Source organism: Pseudomonas panipatensis (genome assembly GCF_900099785.1).
GTDB lineage: Bacteria > Pseudomonadota > Gammaproteobacteria > Pseudomonadales > Pseudomonadaceae > Pseudomonas > Pseudomonas panipatensis.
Window position 1 is genome coordinate 55,663 of the sequence record NZ_FNDS01000002.1, and the last position, 14,502, is coordinate 70,164.

General features: G+C 67.9%; 13 protein-coding genes. 4 read left to right on the forward strand and 9 right to left on the reverse strand.

What is annotated here, in order from left to right; translation table 11 throughout:
* Window positions 1–91: 91 nt before the first annotated feature.
* Window positions 92–496 (forward strand): YbaY family lipoprotein, encoded by a 405-nt coding sequence (locus BLQ74_RS04405; RefSeq protein ID WP_090261303.1) that lies wholly within the window; start codon window positions 92–94, stop codon window positions 494–496.
* Window positions 497–594: 98 nt separating this feature from the next.
* Window positions 595–1,272, forward strand: a complete 678-nt coding sequence (locus tag BLQ74_RS04410) for a DUF4197 domain-containing protein (RefSeq protein WP_090261305.1) — start codon at window positions 595–597, stop codon at window positions 1,270–1,272.
* 65 nt (window positions 1,273–1,337) lie between these two features.
* Here the strand turns inward: BLQ74_RS04410 and BLQ74_RS04415 are convergent, their stop codons facing one another.
* Together BLQ74_RS04415 and BLQ74_RS04420 are read right to left on the reverse strand one after the other, a co-directional pair.
* Window positions 1,338–4,409, reverse strand: a complete 3,072-nt coding sequence (locus BLQ74_RS04415) for an efflux RND transporter permease subunit (RefSeq protein WP_090261307.1) — start codon at window positions 4,407–4,409, stop codon at window positions 1,338–1,340.
* A 6-nt stretch (window positions 4,410–4,415) separates the two neighbouring features.
* Window positions 4,416–5,519 carry an efflux RND transporter periplasmic adaptor subunit gene (locus BLQ74_RS04420; protein WP_090261971.1) on the reverse strand — a complete coding sequence of 368 codons (1,104 nt, stop codon included), beginning with the start codon at window positions 5,517–5,519 and terminating at the stop codon, window positions 4,416–4,418.
* A 93-nt stretch (window positions 5,520–5,612) separates the two neighbouring features.
* On the opposite strand from BLQ74_RS04420, the gene BLQ74_RS04425 reads away from it, so the two are divergent.
* Window positions 5,613–6,245 (forward strand): TetR/AcrR family transcriptional regulator, encoded by a 633-nt coding sequence (locus tag BLQ74_RS04425; protein WP_090261309.1) that lies wholly within the window; start codon window positions 5,613–5,615, stop codon window positions 6,243–6,245.
* Window positions 6,246–6,349: 104 nt separating this feature from the next.
* Here the strand turns inward: BLQ74_RS04425 and BLQ74_RS04430 are convergent, their stop codons facing one another.
* The 7 genes from BLQ74_RS04430 to ppc form a co-directional block, all read right to left on the reverse strand.
* On the reverse strand, window positions 6,350–7,135 hold the full coding sequence (locus BLQ74_RS04430; RefSeq protein WP_090261311.1) for a class I SAM-dependent methyltransferase: 786 nt from the start codon (window positions 7,133–7,135) through the stop codon (window positions 6,350–6,352).
* A 46-nt stretch (window positions 7,136–7,181) separates the two neighbouring features.
* The gene (locus tag BLQ74_RS04435; protein ID WP_090261313.1) at window positions 7,182–8,009 is read right to left on the reverse strand and encodes an isocitrate lyase/PEP mutase family protein; all 828 of its coding nucleotides are present in this window, start codon (window positions 8,007–8,009) and stop codon (window positions 7,182–7,184) included.
* Between the two features lie 65 nt (window positions 8,010–8,074).
* The gene (locus BLQ74_RS04440; protein ID WP_090261315.1) at window positions 8,075–8,935 is read right to left on the reverse strand and encodes a DUF72 domain-containing protein; all 861 of its coding nucleotides are present in this window, start codon (window positions 8,933–8,935) and stop codon (window positions 8,075–8,077) included.
* Between the two features lie 4 nt (window positions 8,936–8,939).
* Window positions 8,940–9,293, reverse strand: coding sequence for a hypothetical protein (locus BLQ74_RS04445; RefSeq protein WP_090261317.1), 354 nt, complete (start codon window positions 9,291–9,293; stop codon window positions 8,940–8,942).
* Between the two features lie 87 nt (window positions 9,294–9,380).
* Window positions 9,381–10,055 (reverse strand): tRNA (adenosine(37)-N6)-threonylcarbamoyltransferase complex dimerization subunit type 1 TsaB, encoded by a 675-nt coding sequence (tsaB, locus tag BLQ74_RS04450; protein ID WP_090261319.1) that lies wholly within the window; start codon window positions 10,053–10,055, stop codon window positions 9,381–9,383.
* An 86-nt stretch (window positions 10,056–10,141) separates the two neighbouring features.
* Window positions 10,142–10,789 carry an adenylate kinase gene (gene adk, locus BLQ74_RS04455; RefSeq protein WP_090261321.1) on the reverse strand — a complete coding sequence of 216 codons (648 nt, stop codon included), beginning with the start codon at window positions 10,787–10,789 and terminating at the stop codon, window positions 10,142–10,144.
* A gap of 160 nt (window positions 10,790–10,949) precedes the next feature.
* On the reverse strand, window positions 10,950–13,586 hold the full coding sequence (gene ppc, locus BLQ74_RS04460) for a phosphoenolpyruvate carboxylase (RefSeq protein WP_090261323.1): 2,637 nt from the start codon (window positions 13,584–13,586) through the stop codon (window positions 10,950–10,952).
* Window positions 13,587–13,828: 242 nt separating this feature from the next.
* Between ppc and BLQ74_RS04465 the strand changes: the two genes are divergently transcribed.
* Window positions 13,829–14,176, forward strand: a complete 348-nt coding sequence (locus BLQ74_RS04465; RefSeq protein WP_090261325.1) for a pilin assembly protein — start codon at window positions 13,829–13,831, stop codon at window positions 14,174–14,176.
* Window positions 14,177–14,502 lie beyond the last annotated feature (326 nt).

Genomic DNA, 14,502 nt, shown 5'->3' on the forward strand with positions numbered 1-14,502 from the left:
TGCGCCATGGAAAACCCTGTTTGAAGCACCGCCGCCGGAGAAACGACCTATGCTGCAGCGGATGATTTCCACCTCACCAGGACATGCATCGATGAACCGTCAATTCCTGCCCTTGGTACTCATGGCCGGCCTGCTCAGCGCCTGCGCATCGCCAGCCCCCGAACCGAAAGCCGCGCTGCGCGGCGAGGTGTTCTACCTGCAACGCATTGCCCTGCCGCCCAGCGCCCAGGTCTCGGTGAGTCTGCAGGATGTCTCGCTGGCCGATGCCCCGGCGCTCGAACTGGCGCACCAGACCTTGCCCGGCGGCCAGCAGGTGCCGATCGCCTTCACCCTCGAATACGATCCGAAACAGGTCAAGCCGGGGCACAGCTATGCGCTCAGCGCGCGCATCGAGAACGCCGGCCGGCTGCTCTTCACCAACACCGAGCGCCACAGCGTCAAGCTCGACGGCAGCGACCCGCAGCCGCTGCGCATCCGAGTCGACGCGGTGCGCTGAACGGCGCGACGACGAGCGCTGCCACCGACCCTGTGCTTCCCCCTCGCCGAGTACCTCGGCGAGGGCCCACGCAAGTCCTCTTCTGGAACCACCCGACGATGCGATCTCTCCCCCTACTGCTGGCCGGCGCCCTGCTGTCGGCCAGCGTTTCCGCGCAGAACCTGTCCAGCCTCAGCCAGGACGAGGCCAGCGATGGCCTGAAGGACACGCTGGAGCAAAGCGTCCAACTGGCCGTCAAGCAACTCGGCAAACCTGGTGGCTTCGCCAATGATCCGCTGGTGCGCATCGAACTGCCCGGCCGGCTGGAACAGGCGGCCAGGCTGATGAAGCAAGTGGGCCTCGGCGCCCGGGCGGACGAGCTGGAAAAACGCATGAACCTGGCTGCCGAAGCCGCCGTGCCTCAGGCGCGGACGCTGCTGGCGGAGGCGGTGAGGAACATGACCCTGGCCGATGCCAAGGGCATCCTCAGCGGTGGCGAGGACTCCGCCACCCAGTACCTCAAGCGCAGCAGCGGCGAGCAATTGCGCCAACGCTTCCTGCCCATCGTCGCCCAGGCCACCGAGCAGTTCGACCTGACCCAGCAGTACAACGCCCTCGCCAGCCAGGCAGCGACCTTCGGCATGCTCGACAACAAGCACGGCAGCATCGAGGAGTACGTCACCGAGCAGACCCTCAATGGCCTGTTCAAGGTGATCGGCCAGCAGGAGAAAGGCATCCGCGGCAATCCCGCGGCGGCCGCCACCGGCCTGGCGCAACGGGTGCTCAGCGCACACTGAGGGCCGCCCGCGAGGAAAAAAAAGCCCGGCCATGTGCCGGGCTTTTTTCCTCGTGCCAGGGCGCCTCAGGCGGCGTTCTCTTTCACCCGGAACCAGGCGGCGTAGAGCGCCGGCAGGAACAGCAGGGTCAGCGCCGTGGCGACGATCAGGCCACCCATGATGGCCACCGCCATCGGCCCGAAGAACACGCTGCGCGACAGCGGGATCATCGCCAGCACCGCGGCCAGCGCGGTGAGCACGATGGGGCGGAAACGCCGCACCGTGGCTTCGATGATCGCCTGCCAGCGGTCCAGGCCGTGGGCGATGTCCTGCTCGATCTGATCCACCAGGATCACCGAGTTGCGCATGATCATCCCGGCCAGGGCGATGGTCCCGAGCATGGCGACGAAGCCGAACGGCTTGTGGAAGATCAGCAGGAACAGGGTCACGCCGATCAGCCCGAGGGGCGCGGTGAGGAACACCATGGCGGTGCGCGAGAAGCTGCGCAGTTGCAGCATCAGCAGGCTCATGACCACCACGATGAACAGCGGAATGCCGGCGTTCACCGAGTTCTGCCCCTTGGCCGAGTCCTCCACCGTGCCGCCGACGTCGAGCAGGTAGCCATCCGGCAATTGCGCGCGGATCGGCTCCAGGGTCGGCGAGATCTGCTTGACCAGGGTCGCCGGCAGCGAGTCGTCGTAGATGTCGGCGCGCACCGTCACCGTCGGCAGGCGGTTGCGCCGCCAGATGATGCCTTCCTCGAAGCCGTACTCCAGGGTCGCCACCTGCGACAGCGCCACGCTGCGGCCGTTGTTGGTGGGAATCGCCAGGCTCGGCAGTTGCGACAGGTCGCGCCGCTCGCGTTCGTCGCCGCGCAGGAGAATCTCGATCAGCTCATCGTCCTCGCGGTAGTAACTGACGGTGGCGCCGGTCAGCGAGCTTTGCAGGAACTGCGAGATATCCGCGGTACTGACGCCCAGCGCGCGGGCGCGGTCCTGGTCGATGTCGAGGAACACCGCCTTGCTCGGCTCTTCCCAGTCGAGGTGCACGTTCACCACGTGGGGGTTCTCGCGCATCTTTGCCGCGACCTGGCGGGCCAGGGCGCGGACCTCGGCTATGTGTTCGCCGGACACGCGGAACTGCAGCGGGTAGCCCACCGGCGGGCCGTTCTCCAGGCGACTGATGCGGGTGCGCACCGTGGGGAAGTCCTCGGCCATGCGCTCGATCAGCCACTGACGGACCTGTTCGCGCTGCTCCAGGTTCTTGGTCAGCACCACGAACTGGGCGAAGCTGGTGGCCGGCAACTGCTGATCCAGCGGCAGGTAGAAGCGCGGCGAACCGGTGCCGACGTAGGCCACGTAGTTCTCGATGCCGGGGTGCCCGGCGAGCAGCTTCTCCAGGCGCGCCACCTGCTCGCCGGTGGCCGCCAGCGAATCGCCCTCGGCCAGCTTCAGGTCGACCAGCAGCTCCAGCCGCGCCGACGGCGGGAAGAACTGCTGCGGCACCAGGCGGAACAGCGCGATGGAGCCGACGAAAGCCAGCAGGGTCAGGGCGATCACCGTCTTGCGGTAGCGCACGCACCAGGCCACCAGGCGCCGGAAGCGCTGGTAGAACGCGCTGGCGTAGGGATCGTGCCCCTGCTCGCTGCCACCGTGTTTCGCCGCATGCCGCTTGGCCAGATCGGGCAGCAATTTGTCGCCCAGGTACGGCACGAAGACCACGGCGGCGACCCACGACACCAACAGGGCGATGGTCACCACCTGGAACAGCGAACGGGTGTACTCGCCGGTGCCCGATTGCGCGGTGGCGATGGGCAGGAAGCCCGCCGCCGTCACCAGGGTGCCGGTGAGCATCGGGAAGGCCGTGCTGGTCCAGGCGAAGCTGGCCGCCTTGAGGCGGTCGTAGCCCTGCTCCATCTTCACCGCCATCATTTCCACCGCGATGATCGCGTCGTCCACCAGCAGCCCCAGCGCCAGGACCAGGGCGCCGAGGGAAATCTTGTGCAGGCCGATGTCGAAATAGCGCATGCAGACGAAGGTCATCGCCAGCACCAGCGGAATCGACAGCGCCACCACCAGGCCGGTGCGCAGGCCGAGGGAGAAGAAGCTCACCAGCAGGACGATGAGCAGTGCCTCGGCGAGCACCCGGACGAACTCGCCGACGCCCTCGCGCACCGCCGCCGGCTGGTCGGACACCTTGCGCAGCTCCATGCCCGCCGGCAGGCTCTGTTGCAGGCGCTGGAATTCGCTTTCCAGGGCCTTGCCGAGGACCAGGATGTCGCCGCCGCTCTTCATCGACACGGCGATGCCGATGGCGTCCTCGCCCATGAAGCGCATGCGCGGCGCCGGCGGATCGTTGAAGCCGCGGCGCACCTCGGCCACGTCACCGATGCGGAAGGTGCGGTCGCCGACCCGGATGGGGAACTGGCGAATGTCCTCCACCGAATCGAAGCGCCCGGAAACACGCAACTGCACGCGGTCGGTGGCGGTCTCGAAGAAGCCCGTCGCGCTCACCGCGTTCTGCTCTTCCAGGGCCTTCTGCACCGCCGCCAGCGGCAGGCCGAGGGTGGCCAGCTTGGTGTTGGACAGGTCGATCCAGATCTTCTCGTCCTGCAGCCCGACCAGTTCGACCTTGCCGACATCCTTGATCCGCTGCAGTTGCAGTTGCAGGCGATCGGCGTAGTCCTTGAGCACCGCGTAATCGAAGCCCTTGCCGGACAGCGCGTAGATATTGCCGAAGGTGGTGCCGAACTCGTCGTTGAAGAACGGCCCCTGGATGCCCTGCGGCAGCGTGTAGCGGATATCGCCGATCTTCTTCCGCAGTTGATACCAGAGTTCGGGAATGTCCTTGGAGCGCATGTTCTCGCGGGCGACGAAGGTCACCTGCGACTCGCCGGGACGGGAGAAGGAGACGATACGGTCATAGTCGCCGGTCTCCATCAGCTTCTTTTCGATGCGCTCGGTGACCTGGCGCGAGACTTCCTCGGCGGTGGCGCCCGGCCAGTTGGTCTTGATCACCATGGCCTTGAAGGTGAACGGCGGATCTTCGCTCTGGCCGAGCTGGGTATAGGAAAACGCCCCGGCGATGCCGAGCAGGAGCATGAGGTAAAGAATGATCTGGCGGTTCTGCAAGGCCCAGGCGGACAGGTTGAAGCGCATCGGGCGTTACTCCTTCGCCAGCAGCTTGACCGAACGGTTGTCGCGATCGACCGGGCGGACCTGCTGTCCCTCGCGCAGGACCTGGACGCCAGCGGCGACCACCCAGTCGCTGGCCTTCAGCCCGTCGAGCACCGGCACCCGATCCTCGGCGAAGGGCCCGATGCGGACCGGCCGGCGTTGCAGGGTCGAGGTCGCCGGATCGACCACCCAGACGAAGGCCTGGCCGGCCTCGGCGCTGACCGCCGAGAGCGGCACCGAGAGCGGCACGGCGCCCTCGCTGTAGACATACACGCGGGCACTCTGGCCCAGCTCGGCGGGAACCTTGGCGCCATCGAAGGCGACCCGCGCGGCGAAGGTCCGCGACTGCGGATCGGCCGCCGGCGACAGCTCGCGGATATGCCCGCTGAAGCGTTTGTCGCGCTGCGACCACAGCTCCACGCTGACCCCCTCGCCGATGCGGAAGCGCTCGATGGCGTGCTCCGGGAAGCTGATCAACACCTCGCGCTCGCCATCGGCGGCTAGGGTGAACACCGTCTGCCCGGCGGCCACCACCTGGCCGACCTCGACCCGGCGCGCCGAGATCACCCCATCCTGCGGCGCGCGCAGCACCGCATAGTCGGCCTGGTTGCGCGCCACGTCGTACTCCGCGCGAATCTGCTTCAGCCGTGCCTCACCGGCGCGGTAGCTGTTCTCGATGTTGTCGAACTGCGAACGGCTGACCAGTTGCCGCTCCAGCAGCGTCTTGTAGCGGGCGTACTCGGAACGCACGGTCTGCAGGTTGGCCTCGGCGGCGGCGACCTGGGCGCGAGTGGCTTCCAGTTGCAGGCGCACGTCCTGCGGATCGAGTTCTGCCAATGCCTGATCGCGCCGCACGCGCTCGCCGGTCTCCACCAGGCGCTTGACCACCTTGCCGCCGATACGGAACGCCAATTCCGGTTCGAGACGGGCGCGCACCTCACCGGGATAGGCCTCGGTGGCCGCACGCGCCGGCTGCGGCTGCACCACCATGGCCGGGCGCGCCAACGGCTTGAGCGGCTCGCCATTGCCGCAGGCGGTCAGTGAAAGGGAAAGGGCCAGGGGGAAAGCGAGGGACAGGACATGGCGGAACATGATGATGACCTTTCGCAAAGCGGGTTTGAATTCTTATACTCGCGGGTATAGTAAGAATACAAAACTGACCAGTCCAGTATATAAATTGTAACCATGTCCCAGACTCCCCATAGCAACGGCCCGGGCCGCCCGAAGGACCTGGCCAAGCGCCAGGCGATCCTCGAGGCCGCCAAGCGCCTGTTCGTCAGCAAGGGCTACGACGGCAGCAGCATGGAAGCCATCGCCGCCGAAGCCGGCGTCTCCAAGCTCACCGTGTACAGCCACTTCACCGACAAGGAGACGCTGTTCTGCGAGGCGGTGCAGGCCAAATGCGCCGAGCAGCTGCCCGAACTTTTCCATGAACCGTCGGCCGACGCCCCGGTGGAGACCCTGCTGCTGACCATCGCGCGCGGTTTCAATCGGCTGATCAACAGCCACGAGGCCATCGCCCTGAGCCGCCTGATGATCGCCCAGGGCGGGCAGAACCCGCAGTTATCGCAGTTGTTCTTCGACGCCGGTCCGCAGCGCGTGCTCGCACAGATGGAACGCCTGATCGACCAGGCCCAGCGCAACGGCACGCTGCGCGCGGGCGATGCGCGCAGCGCCGCCGAGCATTTCCTGATGCTGGTGCAGGGCTGTACGCACTTCCGCCTGCTGATCGGCTGCATCGAACCGCCCAGCGCGGAAGACGCCGACGCCCACGTCCGCGAAGTGGTGGAACTCTTCCTCCGCGCCTATCGGCCATAAAGCCCCCCGCCCAACCAGGAACCAACCCGTAGGATGGGACGAGCGCAGCGACTCCCATCGATCGGCTGCCACATGGCTGTCGAGCGTGCCGGCGGCGCCGAGCGTCAGCCCTTGAGCGATTTCAGCGCATAGATGTCGTAGCGGCTGGACTTGCCTTCCAGGCTGTGGCTGGGCTTGGCGCCGTCGATGATCGGCGCCTTGCGCGGGCGTTTCACCACCACCCGGTGGCTGGCCAGGGCGAGGGCGGCCTGGAGCAAGGCCGGGGCATCCTGGTCATCGCCCACCAGGGGGCGGAACAGGCGCATTTCTTTCTTCACCAGGGCGCTTTTGTCGCGGTGCGGGAACATCGGGTCGAGGTAGATGACTTGCGGCGCCTCGCCCTGCCAGTCCCCCATCAGCTCGATGGCGTTGCCCTGGCTGAGCGGCATGCGCGCCACGATGGCGCCCACCTCGGGATCACCCGCGGCACGCGCCAGGCCATCTTCCAGTAAGGCGGCGATCAGCGGCTGGCGCTCGATCAGGCGCATCCGACAACCGAGGGTGGCGAGCACGAAGGCATCGCGGCCAAGCCCGGCGGTGGCGTCGAGCACGAAGGGCCGCACACCGGACTGGACCCCCACGGCCTTGGCGATCATCTGCCCGCTGCCACCGCCGAACTGGCGGCGGTGCGCGGTGGCGCCCTCGAGGAAATCCACCCGCACCGGCCCCGGCGAGTCCGGCCCCAGTTGCAGCAACTGCAGGCCCTCGTCACCGAGTTGCAGGGCGAAGTCCGCCTCGCGCTGTTCGGCATATTCCAGGCCCAGGCGCTGCGCCCACGCCTGCGCGGCTTCACGCCACTGCGGCGCCAGGGCCTGGACGATGATGCGGGGGGCGTCGGTGGTGTCGCTCATGCGGGCAGTCCGGTGAAAAAGCGCCGATTCTAGCGCAGCCGGCCGCTCAACGCCGGAACAGCTGATTGATCTGGGCGAAGGGCATGCCCCGCTGCACCGCGCCCAGACCACCGCCGGCCAGTTCCTCGGCGGCCTGGAAGAAGGCGCCATAGGCCACCCGCGCCAGCGCCGAGCCGAGACTGACGCGCTTGACGCCGAGCGCCGCCAGTTCCTCCAGCGACAGCTTCAGCGCCGGCGAGCCGACCAGCACGTTGACCGGGCACGGCGCCAGCGCCTGGACCACCGCCACGATTTCCTCGCGGCTGCTCAGCCCCGGTGCGTAGAGCACGTCGGCCCCGGCCTCGGCATAGGCCTGCAGACGGCGGATGCTGTCGTCCAGGTCGTTGCGCCCGTGCAACAGGTTCTCCGCCCGCGCCGCCAGGGTGAAGGGGAAGTCCAGCGAGCGCGCGGCGCGCACCGCCGCACGCACCCGCTCGACCGCCAGCTCGAAGGGATAGATCGGTTCCTCGGGGCGCCCCGTGGCGTCTTCGATGGAGCCACCAACCAGGCCGATGGAGGCGGCCAGGCGGATGGTTTCGGCACAGGTGTCGGGGTGATCGCAGTAGCCGTTCTCCAGGTCGGCGGCCACCGGCAGCGGCGTGGCTTCGACGATGGCGCGGGCGTTGGCCAGGGCTTCCTCGCGGCCGACCGCCCCTTCGGCGTCACAGCGGCCGAGGGAAAACGCCAATCCGGCGCTGGTGCTGGCCAGGGCCTGGAAGCCGAGGCCGGCGAGCATCTTCGCCGAACCGGCATCCCACGGGTTGGGCAGCACGAACAGGCCGTCGCGCTGGTGCAACGCCTGGAAAGCCAGGCCGCGTTCTCGCTGGGTAATCATGGAGCGCTCCTTGCGGGGGTGAGAGAAGCAGCAGGTTAGCCTCCTCCACGGCAGCGCGCGAGGCGCTAGAGCAGCCCCAGTTGCTCGACCTCCGGGGTCGGCACGGCGAGCGCCGGCAGCCCTGGCAGGCGCTCGCCGAGCAACTGGTGGAAGCGCTGCGCCTGGGCGGCGGCGAGGTGGTTGTCAGGGGTGTGCAGGAAGACATGCGGGGTCAGGCCCTGCTCGATCCAGGCGGCGACCTTGTCCACCCAGGGCAGCAGGTAAGGCTGGTTGGCATCCAGGTCCGGGCCGCCGATGAAACGCACCTGCGGACTCTCGCTGAACGCCGCCGGGCGCACCGGCACCCTGGGCTTCTTCGACTGCGCGTGAAGCACTGCCGGGGCGTCCGAACGGCAGGCGAACAGCGCCCGCGAATCGAGGCAGATGCGCTCGACGCCGCGTTCATGCAACAGGCGATTGAGCGCACGCTCCTCCTCGCCCTTGGCGAAGAACGCGGGATGCCGGACCTCGACGGCGAGACGCCGCTCGGCGAATGCGTCGAGCCAGGCAGCCAGTTCGCCCAGGCGCGCCGGACCGAAGGCCGCCGGCAGTTGCAGCCAGAGCGGCGTGACCCGCGCGCCCAGCGGCGCCAGCAGCGCGAGGAAGGCGCGACTGGCGTCGAACTGCTCACGCAAGTCGCCGTCATGGCTGATGTCGCGTGGCAGCTTGGCGCAGAAATGGAAAGCCGCCGGCATGGTCTCCGCCCAGCGCCGCAGGGTCTCGGCGTTCGGCCGGGCGTAGAAGGTAGTGTTGCCCTCCACCGCGTTGAACACCTGGCTGTAGCAGGCCAGGGTCTCGGCCGGGCGCAGATCCTGGGGATAGAACGTGCCGCGCCAGGCCGGCTCGTTCCAGGACGGGCAGCCCAGGAAGTAAGGCAACACGGTCATCGGATCAGGCGTAGAGGTCGATGCCCAGCACTTCCGGGGCGTCGTTGGCGGAGAGCGGCAGGTTGGCGGTGCTGCTGTAGCTGGCCAGCGCCTGGGCGGCGCGGCTGCTGAGGGGGCGTTGGTAGCTCAGGCTGTCGTTGAAGACGATCGGCAGGCTGGCGTTGCTGCTGGCGTTGCTGGCTTCGACCCGGCGCGTCTGCGCCTGCGACTCCAGGCCCTGGCTGGCCGAGGTGGCGGACGGCTGCTCGCGGCGCACTTCCGCATCGCGCATGACCTCGCGATAAGGCGTGACCGCGGAGCCGGCACGGCTGCTGCGGTCAGGCGAAACGGATGGGCTGGAAAGGCCGTCGATGCGCATCTTCAAGGCTCAGCGGATAAGGATTCAACTCTAGCGACCACCCACGCCCTTGGCAATCGGGCGGCAACGGACGGTCACGCGCGGGGCTCAACCGGCTTTCGGCGTCGCCACGTTGTCGCGCAGATAGACCGGCTGCGCCTGATCGGCCGGCACGGCGTCGCCGCGCTGCCAGGCGAACAGGGCCAGATCGAGCAGGTCCTCGGCATGCGGCAGCAGGCTGGCATCCTCGCCCGCGACCTTGACCGCCAGGCGCTCGCGATAGCCCCAGCCGGTGCCGGCGCCGAACCAGTCGCCACTGGCGTCACGCGGCAGCTCGACGCGCTCCGGTGGCAGCACCGCCTCCGCCCCGCCCAGGCGCATCTCGCCCTGCTCCAGGCGGTAACAGCCCCAATAGACCTCGTCCATGCGCGCGTCGATCGCCGCGGCCACCTGGCTGACGCCATGCTCGCGGTAAGCCCGCTGCGCCAGCACCGCCAGGTCGGAGATCGGCAGTACCGGACGCTCCAGGGCGAAGGCCAGGCCTTGCACCACGCCGATGGCGATACGCACCCCGGTAAAGGCGCCGGGTCCGCGGCCAAAGGCGATGGCATCGACCGCGGCGAGGGCGATGCCGGCCTCGTCGAGCAGCTCCTGCACCATCGGCAGCAGGCGCTTGGCGTGCAGGCGCGGGATCACCTCGTGGCGACTGAACCTGCGGCCATCGTGCAGCAGGGCCACGGAACAGGCTTCGGTGGAGGTATCCAGGGCCAGCAGAGTGGGCATGGGAAAGTCCGGCAAGCTGAAAAAGGGCGGGCATTATAAACGCCAAAGGCCCGCAAGCGGGCCTCTGGTGCTGATCCGAAAGCGACTCAGCTGAGCGCCTTGAGGACCTTGCCGGTGATCTCTTCGACCGAGCCGACGCCTTCGACGCGGCTGTACTTCGGGGTGCCTTCGACGGCGGCGAGCTTCTGGTAGAAGTCCACCAGCGGCTTGGTCTGCGAATGGTAGACCGACAGACGGTGACGCACGGTTTCTTCCTTGTCGTCCTCGCGCTGGATCAGCTCTTCGCCGGTCTCGTCGTCCTTGCCAGCCACCTTCGGCGGGTTGTGCTGGATGTGGTAGACGCGGCCGGAAGCCGGGTGCACGCGGCGACCGGCCATGCGGCTGACGATTTCCTCGTCGTCGACGGCGATCTCGATCACGTTGTCGATGGTCACGCCGGCTTCCTTCATGGCCTCGGCCTGCGGGATGGTGCGCGGGAAGCCGTCGAAGAGGAAACCGTTGGCGCAATCGGCCTGGGCGATGCGCTCTTTCACCAGGTTGATGATCAGGTCATCGGAAACCAGGCCGCCGGCATCCATCACGCTCTTGGCCTGCAGGCCCAGTTCGGTGCCGGCCTTGACCGCGGCGCGCAGCATGTCGCCAGTGGAGATCTGCGGAATGCCGAACTTCTCTGTGATGAAGCGAGCCTGAGTACCTTTGCCGGCACCGGGCGCCCCGAGCAGAATCACACGCATCGATATGCTCCTTAGTCTTGTTAAAAGCGAAATCCCGGATCTGCCGCAGGGGGCCAATCTGAACATGCTTGGAATGGCGCAGGAAAGCGCCGAAAGGACGTTCAAGATACACAGCGCACCCCATGCGCACAAGCCACCGCAAAGTGGCGTCGGCAAGGCCTCAGCCGGTGTTGCGCAGCCCCGCCGCAATGCCCGCCACGGTGACCAGCATGGCCTGTTCCAGGCCTCCGCAGGCGTCGCCCTGGCAACGTCTGGAGCGGGCCAGAAGCTCAGCCTGGAGCAGGTGTAGCGGGTCCAGGTAGATATTGCGGATGGCAATGGATTCGCGGGTTTCGCTGGCCTGCGCGAGCAACCGCGACTGCCCGGTCAAACCGAGTACCACGCGCACCGCCTGCGACAATAGGTCGCGTAAATGCGCACCGAGAGGTCGCAGTTCCGATTGCACCAGGCGGTCGTCATAGAGTTGGGCGATTTCGCCGTCGGCCTTGGCCAGGACCATTTCCAGCATGTCGATGCGCGCCCGGAAGAACGGCCACTGGCTGCGCATGCGCTCCAGCAGCGCGCCCTCGCCGCGCTCGATGGCGTTCAGCAGCGCGCTCTCCCAGCCCAGCCAGGCTGGCAGCATCAGCCGTGTCTGGGTCCAGGCGAAGATCCAGGGAATCGCCCGCAGGCTCTCGATGCCGCCCTCGCGGCGCTTGGCCGGCCGGCTGCCTAGCGGCAGGCGGCCGAGTTCCTGTTCCGGGGTGGCCTCGCGGAAGTAATCGACGAACTGCGGGGTGTCGCGCACCACCGCGCGGTAGGCGGCCAAACCATCGGCGGCGAGGCGCTGCATTTCCTCGCGCCAGGCCGGCTCCGGCGCTGGCGGCGGCGACAGGGTGGCCTCCAGCACGGCGGCCAGGTAGAGGTTGAGGTTCTGCCTGGCGATTCCCGGCAGGCCGAACTTGAAGCGGATCATCTCGCCCTGTTCGGTGGTGCGGAAGCGCCCGGCCACCGAGCCGGGTGGCTGCGAGAGGATGGCTGCGTGGGCCGGACCGCCACCGCGCCCGACCGTGCCGCCGCGGCCATGGAACAGCAGCAGCTCGACGCCATGCCGCCGGCAGATCTCCACCAGCGCTTCCTGGGCGCGGTACTGCGCCCAGGCCGCCGCCAGGGTGCCGGCGTCCTTGGCCGAGTCGGAGTAGCCGATCATCACTTCCTGCGGGCCGGCGAGGCCTTCGCGGTAGGCGTCCAGGCCGAGCAGGCGGTCGACGCAGGGCCCGGCGTTGTCCAGGTCGGCGAGGGTTTCGAACAGCGGCACCACGCGCAACGGCCGGCGCAGGCCGCACTCCTTGAGCAACAGTTGCACGACCAGCACGTCGGAGGGCTGGCCGGCCATGGAGATCACATAGGAGCCCAGCGAGGCCGGCGGCGCCGCCGCGGCGACCCGGCAGGTAGCCAGCACCTCGGCGGTCTCGGCCGAGGCCGGGAAGTCCGGCGGCAGCAACGGCCGGCGGTTGTTCAGTTCTTCGAGGAGGAATTCCTGGCGCACCGCCTCGCCCCATTGCTCATAGCGACCGAGGCCGAGGAACTCGGTGATCTCGCTCATGGCGCGGGCGTGGCGGCTGGAGTCCTGGCGAATGTCCAGGCGGGTCAGGAACAGGCCGAAGGTGGCGGCGCGGCGCAGGCAGTCGAGCAAGGCGCCATCGGCGATCACGCCCATCCCGCAGGCATGCAGCGAGCGGTGGCAGCGTTCGAGGGGATCGAGCAGTTCACGGTTGTCCTGCAACACATCCGCGCTCGGCTCCTCATCGCCATGCAGGGCGCGCTCGGCCCAGGCACGGGTCGCGCGCAGGCGTTCGCGCAATTGTTTGAGCAGCGCGCGATAGGGTTCGGCGACCTGCCCTACTTCGCCCAGCAGTTCCGCGCTGGCCTGCTGCATGGACAAGTCCGCCGCCAGCGCATCGACATCGCGCAGGTACAGGTCGGCGGCCATCCAGCGCGCCAGCAGCAGCACCTCGCGGGTGATCGCCGCGGTGACGTTGGGGTTGCCGTCGCGATCGCCGCCCATCCAGGAGGCAAAACGGATCGGCGCCGCGCTCAGCGGCAGGCGCTGGCCGGTGCAGGCGTGCAGGGTGTCGTCGACATGCCGGAGGAAGTCCGGCAGCGCTTGCCACAACGAATGCTCGATCACCGCGAAGCCCCACTTGGCCTCGTCCACCGGGGTCGGCCGGGTGCGACGGATTTCATCGGTATGCCAGGCCTCGGCGATCAGCCGGTGCAGGCGCTGGCGCACCTGCTGGCGCTCTTCCGGCAACAGGTCGGCGTGATCCTGCGCCGCCAGTTGGGCGTCCAGGGCGTCGTACTTCTGGATCAGGGTACGCCGCGCCACTTCGGTGGGGTGCGCGGTCAGTACCAGCTCGATATCCAGCGCGGCCAGTTGCCTGGCCAGTTCCTCGGGGGCGAAACCGGCCTTGCCCAGGCGTCCGAGCAACTCACCGAGCACCCGGTTCTCGAAGGCTTCCGGCTCCTTCGGCTGGCGCCGGCGAATGCGCTGGTACTGCTCGGCGATATTGGCCAGGTTGAGGAACTGGTTGAACGCCCGCGCCACGGGCAGCAGTTCATCCTCGCCGAGGCCGTCGAGGGTCGCGGTGAGCTGCTTCGCCCCCTCCGCCGAGCCACGCCGGGCCGCCTTGGCGCCCTGGCGGATCAGTTCGATCTTGTCGAGGAAGGCCTGGCCGTACTGGTTGCGGATGGTCTGCCCGAGCAGCTCGCCCAGCAGATGTACGTCTTCGCGCAGGCGCGCATCGATATCCGGCATGGCGGGTTCTCCTTGCGAGGTGGTCCGGGGGCGGCACGACAACGGCCGGCGCCCGGTGACGTTTCGTTCTAAGCCTAAATTGCGGCTGGCGACGGCGCCTGACAAGCATGCGACGAACGCCCGTGGTCCTGCTCGGACAGCGTCTAGGCTGAAAGTGATCCCGAACGATTCGGGAAAAAACCAGGGCCGACCCCACGAGGGCCGCCCGCCACGCCGGCCACGAGCCGGCCCACGAGGTGAACATGAAGATTCGCGATCTGGTACGCCATTGGGAACAGAGCGCCAGGGGACGCCTGACCAGCCATCACTACAGTATTCCCCTGGACGTGGAAACCGCCGCGCGCCTCGCCGCGCTGCACGATATGTATCCCAAGCGCAGCGTCGAGGAACTGCTCGGCGAGCTGGTCAGCTCGGCGCTGGAAGAACTGGAGGCGAGCTTCCCCTACGTCAGGGGGCAGAAGGTGGTGGCGCTCGATGAACAGGGCGACCCGCTGTACGAAGACATCGGCCCGACTCCGCGCTTCCTGCAACTGTCGCGCAAGTACCTGCATGAATTGAACGAGCCGGAGGAAGAGCCCAGCCAAACCTGAGACGGGTGATCTCCCCCGCGCGGCCAGGAGCGTCCAGACTCGCCAGCGGACGGCGATCGCCCGACGAACAGGCCAGGCGGTGCGCTGGGTGGAAGCCACCTGCGGTCTAGCAGGCAGAGAACAACGCGACGAACAGGCCATCCGCCCCAGACTCTGGACGAAACCACACCCTGCATGGGTGGTTTCCGTGCAAAGCCAACCACGCCTGTCACTCCCCCGCCCGCGCGGATAGCGCTCCGCGTCGCCACTGCCCCGTTCGGCGCAACCTGCCTGCCGATCCATGCCCCCATGCGGCCAGTCCTGTCGGCAAATAAACCGATTCCCTG